Consider the following 17076-nt stretch of genomic DNA (forward strand, 5'->3'; position numbering starts at 1 on the left):
TGTCTCCGAATTTTCTAGATTCTCTCTTCTTAAAGGTTAGAAATTCGGAGACAAAGGCGAACGCTATCGCTTCTTCAGATCGATTCCGTCCCCTTCACTACATCACCTTTGTATTTAGAGCTCATAACACCTAACATCAAGAAGGAAATTCATAAACAAATTTTCCTTCTCTAGATCCTTTCTGCCCTCTACGTTCCACAATGGTTCTCCAGTTCAACTTAAAGGTTCTCTTTATCTATTTTAAAAATTCTCTCACAACAAGATCGCCCGGCATCTGTAAAAACGGACGCTCCGGACGTCACAGCTAACGACATTTTACCACAGATCATCTGTATGCAACAAAATAACCCGCTCAGGATTACACTTCGAAGTTATTACATTTTATGTAATGTATAATTTCCTAAATAAAAAAACGATCCACCTGCTACAGGATGCATCGCTTTTAGCTTAACCTTTTTTCACTCTGCCTGTTTTCCCAGCCTAACCCGTAGCCAAGATTTAATCCATTATCCCCTGTCCACTCCTCTGTCTGGCTTGAATACCGCAAACAAGGATTGGGACATCAAATTCATGGTTTGTTTATATACGTTATGGGCTGCTTTTACATCAACAAGGAACCCGCCCATATGCAGGTGGATTACACCGTGCAGCGATGCCCATATAGTACTGACAAGAGTTTCGGTCACTTTCTGGCCCGAAATCTGTCCTTGCTTCTGGGCAGTGCTAATTAGAATCAGCAAGCGGTATATGGCAGTCATCGTTCCCTGCATACTTTCTGCATCCGGCTTGAACTCGGCAAAAGCCCCCCGAACATCAGCTTATAGTAGCTGGTATAATCCTGCGCAAACTGCCAGAAGGCTTCCCCCAAATCCATTAAATACTGCAAGAAGTCAGAGGACGGCGGCACTTCTTCCAAACGCTTGGCGAGCAATTTGCAACCCTCCAGATACAACTGCTGGGCCAGACCCTCTTTATTGACAAACAAACTATAAATGATCTGCGGGCATTTTCCGACTTCTAAATACAGGCATTCTAACCATTTGCAGAAAAGTTGTCAATGAAGGTCATTATGATAAAAAAAGAATTTGACACAATCGTTTTCTTTTGGTTACTATGATTCTTATAAGAAACAGTGTTACCAAAATGGTCTCATGCTCATTTTTTTTAAATTTTCATTATTTTTTTTGGAGTTATGGTAACATCGTTTCTTTTAAAAAACAGCGTATTATTAATGCTCTTTGGGTGGAAGAATCGTAACCGTGGCGTGCAATTTCTCTTTCTGTGCCAGCTCGACGGAGATAACTCTCTCAACGTGAGTGGTACAGGGGGAGAACGCCTCTGTCGGTGCGAAGGACACGCCAGAACATGTAGTGGCAGTTAACTGCACGCTATGACAAAGGACAACAGAAACACTATTAGGAGGATTAATATGTCAACAGAACAAAAACAACACAAACGATCCACTGGTCAACAAATTCGTAGATTGAGCCTGGCCCTGCTTGGGGTAATTGTGCTGGGAATCGTTGTATTCCTGCTAATGCCCGCCCCGGTAGAACCCGCTGTTTGGTCTGCACCTGCTGCTCCTTCTTTTGAGAAGGAGGGTCCCTGGAAAGAGAACAACAAACTTAGCTCCGCTGAATTGGTTACTGACCGCGCGAAGTTCCCGGAATTTATCACTTTTGATAAAGAAGGGCGACTGTATGCGGGTGACTCCGACGGCAAAATCTACAGAGTAACCTTTGACGCCGAGGACAAGGCACAGCCAGCAGAGGTATTCGCTGATACCCACGGAACACCCAACGGCCTGAAATTTGATGCTACAGGGAATTTGATTGTGGCGGATATTCAGAAAGGACTGCTGTCCATTGACCCGAACGGAGATGTCGAAGTACTAACCACTGAAGTAGATGGAGGGCCGATCTACCTGGCAAATGAGCTGGACATCGCCCAAGACGGATCGATTTATTTCTCCGATACCTCTAACTATGGCAAGGTCATGTTCAAAGAAATTGCAGAGAATAAACCGCATGGACGATTATTGAAATATGATCCGGTGACCAAACAGACGACCGTTCTGCTTGAGGATTTATATTTTGCCAATGGGGTCGTATTGTCTGCCGAAGAAGATTTCGTGCTTGTAGCCGAATCATATCATTATCAGTTGACCCGGTACTGGCTGAAGGGGCCCAAACAAGGTACCTCTGATATTTTTGCAGAGAATCTGGCTGGGTTTCCGGACAATATCACACGTGACGCTCAGGGACACTTCTGGGTAGGGGTGTTCACAACCCGTCTGCCTTTTGCCGATTACATGCATAGTCATCCTTGGTTAGCTTCAACAATGTCCAAAGTTCCACAGTCCTTGTTAAATGGAGCCAGTGCCCCGGTGAAACACGGACTTGTCGCAGAATATGGACCAGAAGGAGAACTTGTGAATAGCTGGCATGATCCTGAAGGAACATTGTATGGCATTACCACGGCCGTAAGCCAAGGGAAATATTTATATCTCGGAACCGCACCAGGAGGAAGCCAAGGGGTTCATCGGGTGCTTTTGAAACCGTAAGGATTGTTATATTCATCTACCTCATAGACACCCTTTAGGCATCCCAATAGCAGCTCACTCCAGCAGGAGGGGCTGCTATTGAATTTTCTTCTTTTACCAGTCCAATCAAAAAAAACCGCCTGCAAAGCAGGCGGCTGACAATCTCTATGAATTAACGTGCCGCGAATTTGCGACGAGCGTAACGGAATACAATGCCGTGTTTCGGTGACAGCAGCAGTGCAAGAACAAACAAAATCCCAGCAACTGCCACCATGCAGCCCGCGATGGAAGCATCCAGAGCGTATGCCATGATGTAACCTCCAATCGAGGATGCTGCCCCGATCAGGACGGCGTAAAGAATCATTTTGCCCAGACGATCTGTGAGCAGATAAGCCGTCGCCGCAGGTACAATCAGCATGCCCACCACGAGAATCGAACCAACACTTTCAAATGAAGCTACGGATGTCATGGAAACGAGTCCCATGAGCAGATAGTGGAACAGTACCACTGGAATGCCGCAGGCCGCAGCCAGCGCCGGATCGAAGGCACATAGCTTGAACTGTTTGTAGAACAGCCCAATGACGACGAGGATGACCAGCAAAGTGATACCCAGCATCCAGACCGCCCTCGGCCCGACATCCGTACCTCCAAGGGTTAGTGTATCCCACTGTACATAAGCAATCTCACCGAACAAGACACAGTCCAAATCCAGATCAATATGCTGGGCGTTCAGACTAATCAGAATGACCCCTACTGCGAAGAGTGCTGTGAACACAATTCCGATCGAGGCATCAGACGAGAGTCCACCCGCCTGCAAACTCTGTATGAAGAACACCGTCAGTAGTCCAAACACCGTTGCGCCGAGCAGCATCCACAATGAATCTCTGGAACCGCTCCACAGGAAAGCAATTGCAATACCGGGGAGAACCGCATGGCTGATCGCATCACCGACCAGGGCCATTCGTCGCAGAATTAGAAAACAACCGAGGATGGCGCAGGCAGAAGATACCAATACGGCCGTCAAAATAATCCAAAACGTTGCCATTACATCTCCCCCCGTTCCTGCTGATTTCGCTGTGTGGCAAGAGTCTGAAGTGTTGCCCGCTCTTCACGCATATACGCGGATTTTGCCTGAATACTGCGCAACCGTCGAGCTAATAATCCACGACGCGGAGCTAGCAAGGCTGATCCGGCAAACAACACCGTAGCCGCAAGAACGGTTACAGGCCCTGTCGGCAGATTAGGTACAAGCGTGCTGAAGATGGTTCCTGTTGCCCCGCTCAATGCACCAAATATGCCTGCCAACACCACCATCAGTGCGAGTGAGTCGGTCCAGCAACGTGCTGCTGCTGCTGGGGTTACCAGCAAGGCCGCAACAAGCACGACACCAACGGCTTGTATTCCGGCCACCACCGCGATTACCGTTAAGAGCAGGATGAGCTGCTCCAACATCGCAACTGGCAGTCCCATACCACGTGCAAATCCCGGGTCAAAACTCACCAGTTTAAATTCCTTGAACCAGGCCAGACAGGCAATCAGTAATACGAGACATACGCCTCCCATGACATACACATCCGTCATGACCATGGATGCCGCCTGCCCAAACAAATATTTATCGAGTCCGCTTTGGCTTCCGCTCGCCCCATGCTGGATGCGCGTCAGCATAACTACACCAATCCCGAAAAATACGGTCAGCACAATTCCCATTGCCGCATCCTGCTTGATTCGGGAGTAGCGCGTAATCCACGAGATTCCGAAGGTAGCGACAATGCCAGCCACCAGAGCACCGAACAGGAATAATCCGACGGACTTCGTTTCCGTCAACATAAATGCAATACAGATCCCAGGCAGAGCAGCATGAGCAAGGGTGTCCCCCATCAGGCTCTGTTTACGAAGAAAGGTGAAGGAGCCAATAATTCCGCTACTGAATCCCAACAACAGACAGCCAAGCAATATCCAACGTGTATTCGGGTCAGAGAAGATGGCAACGATCCAGTTCCACATGCACTACACCTGGCCTTTCTCCGTCCGGCTTCCGATCATCGCAATCCGGCCTCCGTACGTCTCTTGCAGTGTATCCGGTACAAATACTTCACTTGTCGGCCCACCTGCCACCAGTCGTCCATTGAGCAGCAGCACATGGTCGAAATATTCCTCGACTGTCGCCAGATCATGGTGAACAACCAGTACCGTCTTGCCTTGTTTCTTTAACTGTTCCAAAAGCGAAATGATCGCTTTCTCTGTGGTGGCATCGACACCTGCAAATGGCTCATCCATGAAATACAGATCTGCGTCTTGTACGAGTGCCCGCGCCAGAAAGACACGCTGCTGCTGTCCACCGGACAGCTGACTGATCTGGCGGTACATGTAATCGCCCATGCCGACTTGCTCCAGGCAGTGTGCCGCCAGGTCCCGCTCCTTTTTCCCCGGACGACGGAACCAGCCCAAATGACCATACCGTCCCATCATCACCACATCAAGCGCATGCGTAGGGAAATCCCAGTCCACCGATTCCCGTTGGGGCACATAACCGATGCGGCGACGTTGTTCCCTGTACGATTGTCCGAAGATCCGAACCTCTCCATGCATCTTCGGTACCAGTCCCAGAACGGCTTTGATCAGTGTTGATTTCCCTGCGCCATTTGGGCCAAGAATACCGATGAGCTGTCCTTCCGGAATATCGAAGGATACGCTGCTAAGCACCGGCTTTTTGTGATACGCAACAGCCAGATCCCTCACACTAAGAGGAGCCAATGTTGGCTGCGTTCCCTGCAAGTGACTATTGTTCAGATTTGTAGGAGTTTGTTCCAATAAAGTTGTATCTTCCATAATCCTGTAACTCCTCTCTTCATGTGATTCATTATTTCAGAGCTTCTACAATCGTCTCAACATTGTGGCGAATCATACCGATGTATGTGCCTTCTTCCGTTCCCTCAGCCCCCATGGCATCCGAGAACAGTTCTCCACCAATGCTGACCGTATGTCCTTTTTGAGCTGCTCCGGCAATGATGGCTTCCATCGCTTTTGCAGGCACACTCGATTCAACAAATACTGCTTTGATATGGTTATCTACGAGATAATCCCGCAGTTCGCTAACATCTTTTGCCCCATATTCGGCTGCTGTACTGATGCCCTGAAGCCCCATCACTTTCATGCCATAAGCCTGACCAAAATATCCAAATGCATCATGCGCCGTAACCAATACCCTGCTTGCTTCCGGAATCTCCAGAATCTTCTCGCGCACCTCGGCATCCAGTGCTTCGAGCTTCGCCAGATACGCCTCTGCCTGAGCTTTGTATTCTTCCGCATGGTCCGGGTCCGCCTCCACGAGCGTATCGCGTACGGCTTCTGCCGCATGCATCCAGTGGCTGACGTTAAACCAGACGTGTGGGTCATATTCGGTGCCGCCTGTATCTTTGCCTGAGTGTAACTCCTCAACTGGAATAGTCTCTGTAACGGCAGTAACCAGTTTGCTTGAGGACATTTTCTCCAAAATATCTGTCATTTTGCCTTCAAGATGCAGTCCATTATAGAAAATGACTTTGGCTTGTTCCAGCTTGCGAATATCACCTTGGGATGCCTTGTACAAGTGGGGGTCAACTCCCGGGCCCATTAGCCCGGTAACATCAACATATGCCCCGCCTACCTCACGTGCTACGTCAGCGATCATTCCCGTTGTAGCGGTTACTTGAAGCTTGCCACCACTGCTCGTCTCTGCATCACTGGAACATGCCGTAAGTACAACAACCAGAACCAGAGCCGCTAGCGTAATGACCCCCCTCTGAATACTCCTCATTTTCACCATTAACAATTCAACCGACCCCTTTCCCTCTCCTAAAATACTTGTCTACATCTAATTTTGTTGTACAAGGTATTAAGTTTTAATCAAGACTAATAATGTTTCCCTTGTGCAAATTTTATCCGAAGCCAAAAAAAAAGGCAAGGGATTATTTCCCCTGCCTGTCCAAATTCATATATTGTTCACTTCATTAACCTGTTAGATGTGATGTAAAAGCGCTACATCTGCCGCATTTCTTTTACATTACTCGTTGTCTTTTCCTTCGTCTTTCTTACCTTTTGGCGTTCCATCGAGACCATACACTTCATCATATGCATCGAAGATTTTCCGTGCAATCGGCGAGGCACTGACTGACCCGAACCCACCTTCCGGTACAACAACAGCTACAGCAAGCTTCGGATTATCTCGTGGTGCAAAGGCAATAAATACACCATTCTCTTTTTTGTTCGGTCCTGTCCCCTGCTCTGATGTTCCTGTTTTCCGTGCATAATCGTATGGGAACCCGTCAAATGAGCTTACTTTGGTAACCATTCCTTTGTGCACTTCATTCCAGTGCGCATCGGCAAAATCAACTTCATTAAGCACCTTAGGTTTGATCTCTTTCACCACATTGCCATCCGCGTCACGAATTTCCTTCACCAGATGTGGTTCCATCCGTTTGCCCTTATTCGCAAGCATGGTCGTGTATTGGGCAAGTTGCATGGTGGTGTACTTGGCTTGCTGTCCAAACGAGGCAAACGCCAAACGTGTTAGAGCTGATTCGTCTTTATTATTATATTCTAGCCTACCCAGAAATTCATTAGGCAGATCTACACCAGTGGACACACCCAAGCCAAATTCCTTCATGTGTTTGTCCCAGATATCAATTCCTTTATCCGAGCCATATTTGCTTAACAAACGTTTACCCACCATATCGATCATGAACGCATTGGACGATTTCTCGATCGCTTTTCTGGCGGTAATGGAACCATTATACGCAGAATGCGAGTTCCTCACTTGTCGTCCGTCTTTCCCCAGAATGGCATATCCCGGATCATGATAGGTCTGTCCTGCTGTAAATAATCCCTCTTTCAATCCAATCAGCACACTTAGCGGTTTGATGACCGATCCAAGAAGAACAACGGATTCCGCCCGTCTAGGCTTGGCATCATTCGGCGGGAACGACTCGGTGGTTCCATTCCGGAACACAAATTTGATTTTGTCATAATCCCAATCGTTCGGATCATAATCCGGCATACTTGCCATAGCGACAACATTTCCCGTATCCACTTCCATGGCTACTGCGTATCCGGTAATTGCCTTCGGAAGTCTGCGCAATTCGTCTGTTATCGCCTCTTGTGCGGCCATCTGAATTTCCTTGTTAATGGTGGAGACCAGACTGTAGCCTTTTTCCGGTGGAGTTTGTTTCATCGTCCCCTCTGGCAAATTACGTGAATTAATATCTATGGATTGGTAACCGCTACGTCCACGGAGCTCTTCCTGATATTGAAATTCCAGACCATCAACTCCAACCTTTTCTTGTTGGGTATAGCGCAGTCCAGGATCACGTTCTGTTGCCTCCGCCTTGCTTATTTCTATATATTTTTTCAAGTTTTCCTGTTGACCTTTGAACTCTCTTGTATATCCAATCACCTGGACGGCAACTCCATCCGGATCATATTTTCGAATGTTTTCTTCCAGTACCATGGCACCTGGATACTCCGCCTTCTTCTCCATAAAATAAGCAATTTCTTTCGTGTTTAGATCCGACTTCACTAGGCGAGGGGTATACCCATGTGCCTTCTGAGATTTGAGATCCAAGCGTTTAATGATCTCTTCCGCATCCGGCTGCTCTTTATCCCCGGGATTAAACTGCTTAAACACAGCCGCCAGATCATGAGCCAGTTCCTCTGCTTCCTGTCTACGTTCATCATTCCGATAATCCTCATACAACAACACATAGAGGGACTGCACAGGTTCCGAGTAAGCAAGCGCAATTTCTCCCGTAGCATCATAGATGGGACCACGAACAGGTGCGAGCGGAATATCCTTGGTATTACGACTCGTTTCCATATACGTCAGTTCAGGACCCTCCACAAACTGTACAAAGGCCAACCTGAAAATAAGGATACTGAATATGACAAATGCCGCGAAAAAAAACAGATTCAGCCTTGCCGTGGAAGGCTTGTTGACGGGTGTATCTTCCTCAGTCATGGGTTTCTTCCTCAATCGGTTAAACATGTTTTAAGCCTCTCCCGTTCCTTTATAAAAATAAAATATTTAATCCGTCTTGTGAACGTGTTCAATCCGATATTTAATCCTTTCTCATACAAGTCTACCAAAGGTTAGCTGTCAAGTCTTTCAATATTTGGTTACATTTTCGTAAACAGAACCGTTACACTACCCAATCTACCGATTCCAATGTAAACACTGACATATCAACGTTATCCATTTCTCCAGATCGCGTTTCCCCTTCCCTTATATAAACGTGGTACAGCTCATATGGTTACATATTAATGCAACTAATTAGTCCACCCTTACGATCCATTCTCCACGTAAAAACAAAAAAGAGGACCCACGAAGGGTCCCCTCTGTAACCAATGCCTCACATCACTGTGTGCCTGATTCCGATTCTGAATCTTTATTTTTGTCTTTTTTCGGTACACCGTCGAGACCGAATTCCTCGTCATAGGCATCGAAGATCGCACGTGCAACCGGAGCCGCACTGCTCGATCCAAAGCCCCCTTCGGGGATAACCACAGCGACAGCAAGCTTTGGATTATTACGTGGTGCATAGGCGATAAATACACCGTTATCCACCAGTTTACCGCCTACTACCTGTGTCGATGTTCCTGTTTTTCTAGCAAAGTCATAAGGGAATCCGCTAAATGCAGATACCTCGGTTGCCATGCCTCGTTGTACTTCATTCCAGTAGGCATCGTTAAACTCCACCGTGCTGAGTACCTTCGGTTTTACTTTCTCGACCACGTTGCCTTCCGAATCCCGGAACTCTCTAACCAGTTGTGGCTCCATCCGTTTTCCTTTGTTTGCCAGCATTGTCGTGTACTGTGCTAACTGCATGGTTGTGTATTTTCCCTGCTGTCCAAAGGAACCATACACGAGACGAGTCAACGAGCTTTCCGTGTCGTTCATGTAATCCCGTATGCCCAGGAATTCATTCGGCAGATCAACCCCTGTAGATACCCCAAGGCCGAACTGCTTCATATATTCATCCCATTTGTCAATTCCGGTCGCACCGTATTTTGAGTACATCTTCTTCCCAATCTCATCAATCATGAATACGTTCGAGGAATGACGAATCGCATCACGAGGATACATTGCACCATACACATGCCCTGATGAGTTCTGCACTCTGCGATTGTCCCCACCAAAGGTCGTTGAACCTCTATCCGAATAAACCGTATTGGTAGTGAAGAAACCTTCTTTCAAACCGATCAAGACACTAAGCGGTTTGATGGTGGAACCGAGTAACACGATCGATTCAGCTCGCTTTTTAGAGTCATCCGGAGGGAATGAACGAATCGTACCATTTTGATACACATATTTGATATCATCATACTGATCATTTGTGATACTGCCTGTTCTCCAGATGTTGGTATCATAATCTGGCATACTGGCAGCAGATACGATTTTCCCCGTATCCACTTCCATCGCAACCGCAAATCCGGTCTTGGCATTGGGATGCAATCGACCGGAAACCTGATTCCGATGAAGCCAACTCAACTGGTCTAGGATGGCCTGTTCTGTTTTCACCTGAACGTTCTTGTTAATGCTGGAAATCAGGTCGTAACCTTTCTGCGGCGGGGTAGAACCAGCCACACCTTCAGGCAAATTACGCAAATCAACATCAACGGATGTATATCCGCTTTTGCCGCGGAGAGCATCCTGATATTGCAGTTCCAGTCCATCAAAGCCTACAAATTCATTTTCCGTATACACCAGGCCCGGATCCGTTTGCGTTTTATTGGCCTCGTCCACCTCTTTGTATTTGTCCAAGGACTTCGAACTTCTGAACTTCTTCAGATAACCGATGGTCTGAACCGCTACCGTATCCGGATCGTAGAATCGTACACTCTCCTCTACGATCTGAATACCTTTGAACTCATCCTTATGTTGCAGGAAATAAGCGACTTCTCCCTCGGACAGATCACTCTTGATCAGACGCGGCATAAAACCGTTCGCTTTGCGGGAGTTCAAGTCCATCTCTTCAATAATTTTCTCCACTGTAAGTGACTCTGAATCCTTCAGCTTGTACTGTTCAAATACATCATGCAACCGGGTTGCAATATCCTGCACTTCCCCTATGTTAGGACTCGGTTTCCCATCAACATCCCCATAGTTTTTATACAGTGTCAAATAGAGAGACTGAATGGGCTTGGAATAAGCCAGCTTCACTTCACCTGTAGAATCATAGATCGTGCCTCTCACAGGAGGAAGCGGTACATCCTTGGTAATGTTACTTGCTTCTTCCTGACTAAGTTCAGGGCCCTCCACAAATTGCAAAAAGGCCAAGCGTACAATAATAACACTAAAAATAACAAAGGAAACGAAGAAAAATACGTTCATTCGGTAACTAAAGCGCCGTTTGTCTGTAAGTTCATCCTTCTCATTGGAATGCTTTTTCATCCATCCTACCTCTTTCATGACTTGATGCATACCACTCAAACTGATTCTTCGCGGCATGATAACCTGGCAACGTCGTCATATTCCGGACCCATGTCCGTTGTATTGCTAAGCTGATTGATCCTTTAGATGGGTGTCGGCAAAATTCGGAGGATTAAACCAGTCTCCACTGATCGCCCATGTCGGGTCAAGCGGAACCCAGCTCTCGGAATCACTCAAATACACCTCATTCCACGCATGCGGACCGTACCCTCCTTGGCCGTTATAACCAAGTCCTGTAACAACTTTGACTTCAAGTCCTTGTGAACGGGCCATCACGGCATAGAGACGGGCATAATCAATACATACACCTTTGCGTGTATCAAATGTATTCTGTGGATTCTGTTCATGCCATATGCCCTTTTGCTCATAGTCATCCACTTTACCATAGTCATACTGAATACGTGAACCTACCCAGTCGTATAACGCCCTTGCTTTGGCTTCATCTGTCGATTGGCCTTTGACAATCTCACTCGCTGCAGATTCAATATCCGTCGGAATATTATGGTCAATGACTTCATATTTGCGTTGCAGGATGCCGCCCAGTTCCTTCTGCACAGCCTGCGTAAATACGGGAAGCTTGTCCTTGATAAACGTGCCAGACAACGGTTCGATAACCGATTTGGCCCCTTGCATATAGATCGGAGATGCCTCCACATATCGGCTGAACATGCTCCCGGGGTAAAGACTGACTATCATGAACAAAACCGCAATGACAATCATTCCGCGGACGGAGCCTATGATCGTACCAATGAATGCACCGGTCAACCGACTAAACATACCTTTAGGCGCACTTTCCTCGGCTGACCCCTGCCTGCTGCTGAAAATAAATGAAGAGAGAAACCCGAGAATCAATCGGATGAGTCCATAGCTTAATACAAATAATACAGCGAACCGCATCAGCGGAAAATCTGCAATCGCCGTAACCAACGTATAATACATCTGTTCCCACCGGTTCAACTCACGGTTAGGCATGGCTGAAGCATACTCAGACAGCCACTGCTGTACATATGGCGCAAGCCACAACGTAAAACCGATCGACAACAGAATACCAATGACCGCCATAATGCCATCCATCAGGAACCCGAAGAGTCTGCCTGCTGAACGCGAAGCCCCTCTGGACCAACCCTGCAATAATGAAGCAGCCACAATCAGCAGCAGCATAATCGTGATGCCATTCAATTCCTTTAGGCTGTCCAGCCAATTCTGCAGCACGTACCGATTCCCCCTTTACTACGATGCTGGTGCTGTTTTGTTCTCCTGTGCCTGTTCGACAAACGTACGTATGGTTTCATTGTCGAGTTTCCATTCGCCAAGTGAAATTCCGCGGAAGGTCACATCCACTTTATCCGATTGAGTTCTTCCCTTAATCTCCACATTGGGACTTGTGATGGTGAACGCTCCATCCTGTCCTTTGACGTATTTCGCTTTGGAAGCTTCCTTAAGCATCATGCTGGTTGCTTCCTTCTTCAATGTGTCCATCGTACTGGATTGTACGTCTGTCACTGTTTGTTTGATCTGATCAATGGAGATGCCGCTGTATATCAGTAGAGCCGCAATAATGATGATGGCAATCAACCATTTCAACACGGTTTTGACCACATTCAGAACAAAGAACAATATGATCAACGCAACCACGATCACCAACCAGTTCTGCATCAGAAACTCTTTGATTACTTCTATGTTCATGATTACACCTTCCGTATTAGAATTCATTTGTAACACTCCCGAATATTATACATGATTTCCGAAGCTGCTGTCAGCTAAGCCCTCTCCCTTAAAAATAAACGGTCTAAGTTCGTCCCGCCAGGCGTACAAGTAGTACCATGAGGTTCTGCTGGCGAACGGGAACACGTTCAAGACCCGTAGTTTGAACATGCATCGCTTAACAAGGAGGGGCTTATGTGAAAACGGCCATCTGGTTATACCTGTTTTTGTTCCTTGCTGTATTTGATTTGCACGCCCAGTATCCCATTCTGACCCCTTTTGCCATCTCGCTGGGAGCCGCCCCTACTTTCATTGGCTGGATGATGGGCATCTATTCCTTAACGCATCTTCCCGGCAATCTGATTGCCGGGACACAAATCGATAAACATGGCAGTCGCCGCTACATTGTATTCAGTCTGCTCGGGGCAGGATTCATCCTGCTCCTGCAAGCCTATGTCCAGACACCATGGCAACTGCTGGCGCTGCGTTCCATCAGCGGTTTTGTGCTGGCCTTCCTGTCTCCCGCATGTCTCGCCCTGCTTGCACAGTTATCCAGCGATCCGGTGAAACAGGGGAAGTATATGTCGGGTCACGGGGTAGTACATACCCTCGCGTCTGTGGTATCGCCAGCGGCCGGTGCGATCATTGTGGGTTCCATGGGATTCTCTGCTACATTCTCAGGCTTGGGTTACTTGCTTATTCTCACAGGTGTCATTGCTTTCATGACGATGCCCCGTGGCATCATCAAGCAGCATGAGAGAGTAACTGAACCTGCCAAACCTGACGTTTCACCAGCAGATGCCACAAGTGCATTCTTGCCGGTGTCCTGGCGATACTTTGCCTTGCCGCTGGTGATTGCCTGTGCTCAAGGGATTCTCTTCTTCGAGTTGCCCCTTCGAGGAGGAGGGCATTCGTCCATCATGTCTACCGGCCTGTTATTTTCCGTAATCAGTATCGGAGCTCTCTTCACACTGAGCATGTTATTTCTCAACCGGTATTCCCCCAAACTGCGTCTGGTTGCGGGTGTGCTGTTGATGTCCTTGTGTTTTTTTGTAATGGCCGCCATTCCGCAAATCCCGTTGTCCACCGTATTATTTGTACTCGGGATGTCCAAAGGCATTATCTTTCCAGCTATGGCTACCCTATTTATCCGTCTGAGCGGAGGAAGCAGATTAGGCCGCATATTCTCGCTGCAATCCATCGCCACTTCCATAGGCTCTTTCATCGGCCCCATCACAGCCGGGCAACTTCGTGTTGGGTTATCACCCTATTTCATCGCGTTTCTTTTGTTAATGATTGGTATGCTACTGCTTCCATACTATACATCCAGACGCGAAGCTTCCCTGTCCGATCCCAAAAGTATATTAAACTAAATTCCGATCAGTCTCTGTCTCTTTACCTTTACAGACAGCAATTAGGCCAGTATTTTCATTAGCTTTGCATCATTCCCCCATTTACAGCTAAACTATATAAAATGGACTAACGTTTTACACGTTGATAAAAGCTAACTGGGAAATCTATCTTTTACAATCACCGAAGGTTTTATCTTATTGAAGATCATTAAGGTTGAACAATTAGCCAAAAGTAGTGGAGGGGACGGAATCGATTTTGAAGAAGCGGTAGCGTTCGCCTTTGTCTCCATATTTCAACCTATAAAAAATAAAATCAATCAGAAATTTGGAGACAACAGCGATCGGAAGAACGATCCGTAACCGGAACGGCCACTGCAAGCTATTACTTCCCTAATGATGCACTTATGAAATAAGACCTCAAACTTGATGGGTTGTTCTATCCAGTTAGCAGCCGTGTAAAGAAAGGAATCCATTTTATATAATCAGTCGATTTTCGCTGCAACATTTCCCGGGGAATGTCGACATAAGCTCTCGAACAAGAGGTGAATATCATGCCTATTCATGTCATTGTGGAAGGTAAGAATGACCGAAGCAAACTGAAACGTTTGGTTGGACCCGAAATCAACATTCTATGTACGTTTGGAACACTTAATTCCCTCAAGTTGGAGACCCTGCGCAAGCAAGTCGGTTACGATGAAGTCTTTTTATTTATGGATAATGACAGTTCCGGCAAAAAAATTAGAGGTGTACTTCGGGATGCTTTCCCGGATGCAGTACAGATGTATACACGACGAGGATATGCGGGTGTGGAAGGAACACCCGATGAGTATATCATTGCCCAGCTGGAAAAGGCCGGGTTAGAGACATACATCCAATACCCTGAACATCCTTCCTTTTAAAATGAAACACCAAAAGGCTGCCTTTGGGTTGATATCCAACCTGAAGGCAGCCTTTACAGTATGATGATCAGATGATTATTCGTTGATCAGATTGCGAATATCCTCGGCAATGACAGCTGGCACAACGTCCTCTGTATTAAATGCGTTATATACCTTGCGCAACTGGTTATTCTCATCCACCAACCCGATCATGTTCATATGGGCAAAATCGTCCTTATTCTCCCCTTCGATCAGGATCTGGAATGAATCCCTGGCGAACTGTTTGGTTTTGTCCATATCCCCTCGCAAGAAGTACCATCCGGAATAATCCGCGTGGAAGCGGTCCGCAAACGTCTTAATCTTCTCTCTTGTATCGACTTTCGGGTCGAATGAAATAGATACAAATGAGACATCTTTACCGAAGGTGTCGTCCTCTTTCAACAGATCCTGCACCTGAGATAACGTAAAGGTCGTAATAGGGCAGACATCCGGACAACTGGTGAAATAAAAGTAGAACAATCGGACTTTCCCTTGAGTATCCTCCAGTGATACCGTACTGCCATCTACATTTTCCATAGAAAAGGATTGGATTTCACGAATCTCGGGTAATTTTTCCTTACTGGCAAATACGGTGCCCCACATCAGATACACAGCCATTATCAGTGCGAGCCCGAGCAGCATCCATGTCCATTTGTACTTTTTCAGCATCTTCCTCGTCCCTTCTGTATCTCCTCTTATGAATACGCATACATATGTGAACCTAAAATCACGTTTGTTTCGCTTCATCCATCTACTGTGACATATGTATTCAAAGAAACCTACTTTTTATGAGATTCTATATTATTGTAACGGTTAAAAGGAACAATGCCCATAAATTATTTTAGCGTTGTATATCATTCGAATAGTATCGTACGTTCTTTGGCGATTTTTCTCACTGTATCCGATATAAAGTTTATCATAAGAACTGCCAAAATAGTTTGACAAACTACGTACATTTATTGGGTATGTCACAGGTAATTGTCATAACTTTGAAATTAGGGATATTTTGCATCCTGACAGACGGATATTATACACTATATATGGGTATCACCTAGATAGAGAAGTAATATGCCTTAGAACGATACACCACACAAAGGAGACGTTTATGGATACCTCTACACATTTTGTCATGGGTATTGGTCTAGCCGGTCTGGCTTATGTCGATCCTGTTGTCGCGGCTAGTCCCATGCTTGCAGCTGCGGTAATGGTTGGCACGATCGCCGGTTCTCAGGCCCCAGACATCGATACTGCGTTACGTCTCAAAAGCAATTCGCTTTACATTCGGAATCATCGGGGCTTGTCACACTCTCTGCCATTTCTCCTGTTATGGGTTTTGCTCATCACCGGCGTCATTGCATTGATATTCCCTGGTGTCCCTATTGGACACGTTGCCACGTGGACCGCTGTGGCCGTAGGCTTTCACGTATTCACCGATCTGTTCAACACCTATGGAACCCAAGCCGCCCGGCCTTTTACGGAACGCTGGATCGCCTGGAACATCATTCATATTTTTGATCCGTTTCTATTCACTACACATGTCATAGCTATCCTGTTATGGGCCTTTGATCTGATCGCCCCTGCACCACTCTTCGTTACGTTGTATAGTTTGACCGGTTTATATTATATATGGCGAACGATTGCTCGTGCACAAGCAGTCAGAAAAGTAAGACGTCTCGACAACAGCCCAGAGCATGCAAGATACATCGTCATTCCAACGATATCCTGGAACCGCTGGCATGTGGTTAAACGAGTTGAGGACGGCAGTTATGTGATCGGTAAAATGGATGGTTCTAATCTGGTATGGAGTCTGCACGCCTCGTCTTCTACTCATGCGGCCGTTGCTGCTTCACGCAAATCACCGGAAGTTAGTGCCTTCCTCTATTTCACCTCCTATGCGGTGGCAGAGGTTGAAGAACTGCCTGCCGGTTACAAGGTCCGCTGGGCAGATGTACGTTATCGACACCGGAAACAATATCCATTTGTCGCTGTAATTGTGATGGATCGGAATTTTGAAACGATTGATACGTATGTAGGCTGGTTAAGCGATGAGAAAATGGATAAAAAACTTTTATCTGCACGCCCTTGACGAAGTGAGCA

16 protein-coding genes are annotated in these 17076 nt (G+C 46.7%); 5 read left to right on the forward strand and 11 right to left on the reverse strand.

Annotation, left to right across the window (positions count from 1 at the left end):
- Positions 1-506 precede the first annotated feature (506 nt).
- Positions 507-770, reverse strand: coding sequence for a hypothetical protein (locus tag NZ043_RS03935; RefSeq protein ID WP_339310743.1), 264 nt, complete (start codon positions 768-770; stop codon positions 507-509).
- Positions 755-985: a hypothetical protein gene (locus NZ043_RS03940; RefSeq protein WP_249912816.1), complete on the reverse strand. Its 231-nt coding sequence runs from the start codon at positions 983-985 to the stop codon at positions 755-757. The genes NZ043_RS03935 and NZ043_RS03940 overlap by 16 nt, the downstream gene beginning before the upstream one ends.
- A 444-nt stretch (positions 986-1429) precedes the next feature.
- Here NZ043_RS03940 and NZ043_RS03945 point away from each other — a divergent pair, with 444 nt between their 5' ends.
- A complete protein-coding gene (locus NZ043_RS03945) occupies positions 1430-2563 on the forward strand; it encodes an SMP-30/gluconolactonase/LRE family protein (protein WP_133387440.1) in 1134 nt (377 codons plus the stop codon).
- Between the two features lie 151 nt (positions 2564-2714).
- On the opposite strand, the gene NZ043_RS03950 is transcribed toward NZ043_RS03945, so the two are convergent.
- From NZ043_RS03950 to NZ043_RS03985, 8 genes are all read right to left on the reverse strand, one after another.
- On the reverse strand, positions 2715-3587 hold the full coding sequence (locus NZ043_RS03950; RefSeq protein WP_133387439.1) for a metal ABC transporter permease: 873 nt from the start codon (positions 3585-3587) through the stop codon (positions 2715-2717).
- Positions 3587-4546, reverse strand: a complete 960-nt coding sequence (locus tag NZ043_RS03955) for a metal ABC transporter permease (RefSeq protein ID WP_339310749.1) — start codon at positions 4544-4546, stop codon at positions 3587-3589. The genes NZ043_RS03950 and NZ043_RS03955 overlap by 1 nt, the downstream gene beginning before the upstream one ends.
- Before the next feature lie 3 nt (positions 4547-4549).
- On the reverse strand, positions 4550-5371 hold the full coding sequence (locus tag NZ043_RS03960; protein WP_276324012.1) for a metal ABC transporter ATP-binding protein: 822 nt from the start codon (positions 5369-5371) through the stop codon (positions 4550-4552).
- Positions 5372-5402: 31 nt separating this feature from the next.
- Entirely contained in the window at positions 5403-6347 is a 945-nt protein-coding gene (locus tag NZ043_RS03965; RefSeq protein ID WP_076328976.1) for a zinc ABC transporter substrate-binding protein, read from the reverse strand.
- A 237-nt stretch (positions 6348-6584) separates the two neighbouring features.
- On the reverse strand, positions 6585-8534 hold the full coding sequence (locus tag NZ043_RS03970) for a penicillin-binding transpeptidase domain-containing protein (RefSeq protein WP_165980446.1): 1950 nt from the start codon (positions 8532-8534) through the stop codon (positions 6585-6587).
- 396 nt (positions 8535-8930) lie between these two features.
- Positions 8931-10967, reverse strand: a complete 2037-nt coding sequence (locus tag NZ043_RS03975) for a penicillin-binding transpeptidase domain-containing protein (RefSeq protein WP_133387437.1) — start codon at positions 10965-10967, stop codon at positions 8931-8933.
- Between the two features lie 105 nt (positions 10968-11072).
- On the reverse strand, positions 11073-12218 hold the full coding sequence (locus NZ043_RS03980) for a transglutaminase domain-containing protein (protein WP_133387436.1): 1146 nt from the start codon (positions 12216-12218) through the stop codon (positions 11073-11075).
- Positions 12219-12236: 18 nt separating this feature from the next.
- On the reverse strand, positions 12237-12719 hold the full coding sequence (locus NZ043_RS03985) for an ATPase (protein ID WP_206105829.1): 483 nt from the start codon (positions 12717-12719) through the stop codon (positions 12237-12239).
- A gap of 188 nt (positions 12720-12907) precedes the next feature.
- On the opposite strand from NZ043_RS03985, the gene NZ043_RS03990 reads away from it, so the two are divergent.
- The 3 genes from NZ043_RS03990 to NZ043_RS04000 all read left to right on the forward strand — a co-directional run bounded on the left by NZ043_RS03990 (position 12908) and on the right by NZ043_RS04000 (position 14961).
- Positions 12908-14083, forward strand: a complete 1176-nt coding sequence (locus tag NZ043_RS03990; RefSeq protein ID WP_339310754.1) for an MFS transporter — start codon at positions 12908-12910, stop codon at positions 14081-14083.
- 177 nt (positions 14084-14260) lie between these two features.
- Complete coding sequence (locus tag NZ043_RS03995) at positions 14261-14422, forward strand: hypothetical protein (protein ID WP_339310756.1); 162 nt, start codon at positions 14261-14263, stop codon at positions 14420-14422.
- Between the two features lie 191 nt (positions 14423-14613).
- Positions 14614-14961, forward strand: coding sequence for a toprim domain-containing protein (locus NZ043_RS04000; protein ID WP_062837991.1), 348 nt, complete (start codon positions 14614-14616; stop codon positions 14959-14961).
- Positions 14962-15036: 75 nt separating this feature from the next.
- Here the strand turns inward: NZ043_RS04000 and NZ043_RS04005 are convergent, their stop codons facing one another.
- Positions 15037-15648, reverse strand: coding sequence for an SCO family protein (locus NZ043_RS04005; RefSeq protein WP_091037915.1), 612 nt, complete (start codon positions 15646-15648; stop codon positions 15037-15039).
- Positions 15649-16084: 436 nt separating this feature from the next.
- On the opposite strand from NZ043_RS04005, the gene NZ043_RS04010 reads away from it, so the two are divergent.
- Positions 16085-17065: a metal-dependent hydrolase gene (locus NZ043_RS04010; protein WP_133387434.1), complete on the forward strand. Its 981-nt coding sequence runs from the start codon at positions 16085-16087 to the stop codon at positions 17063-17065.
- Positions 17066-17076: the final 11 nt, after the last annotated feature.

The organism is Paenibacillus sp. FSL k6-2145 (assembly GCF_037976585.1).
GTDB lineage: Bacteria > Bacillota > Bacilli > Paenibacillales > Paenibacillaceae > Paenibacillus.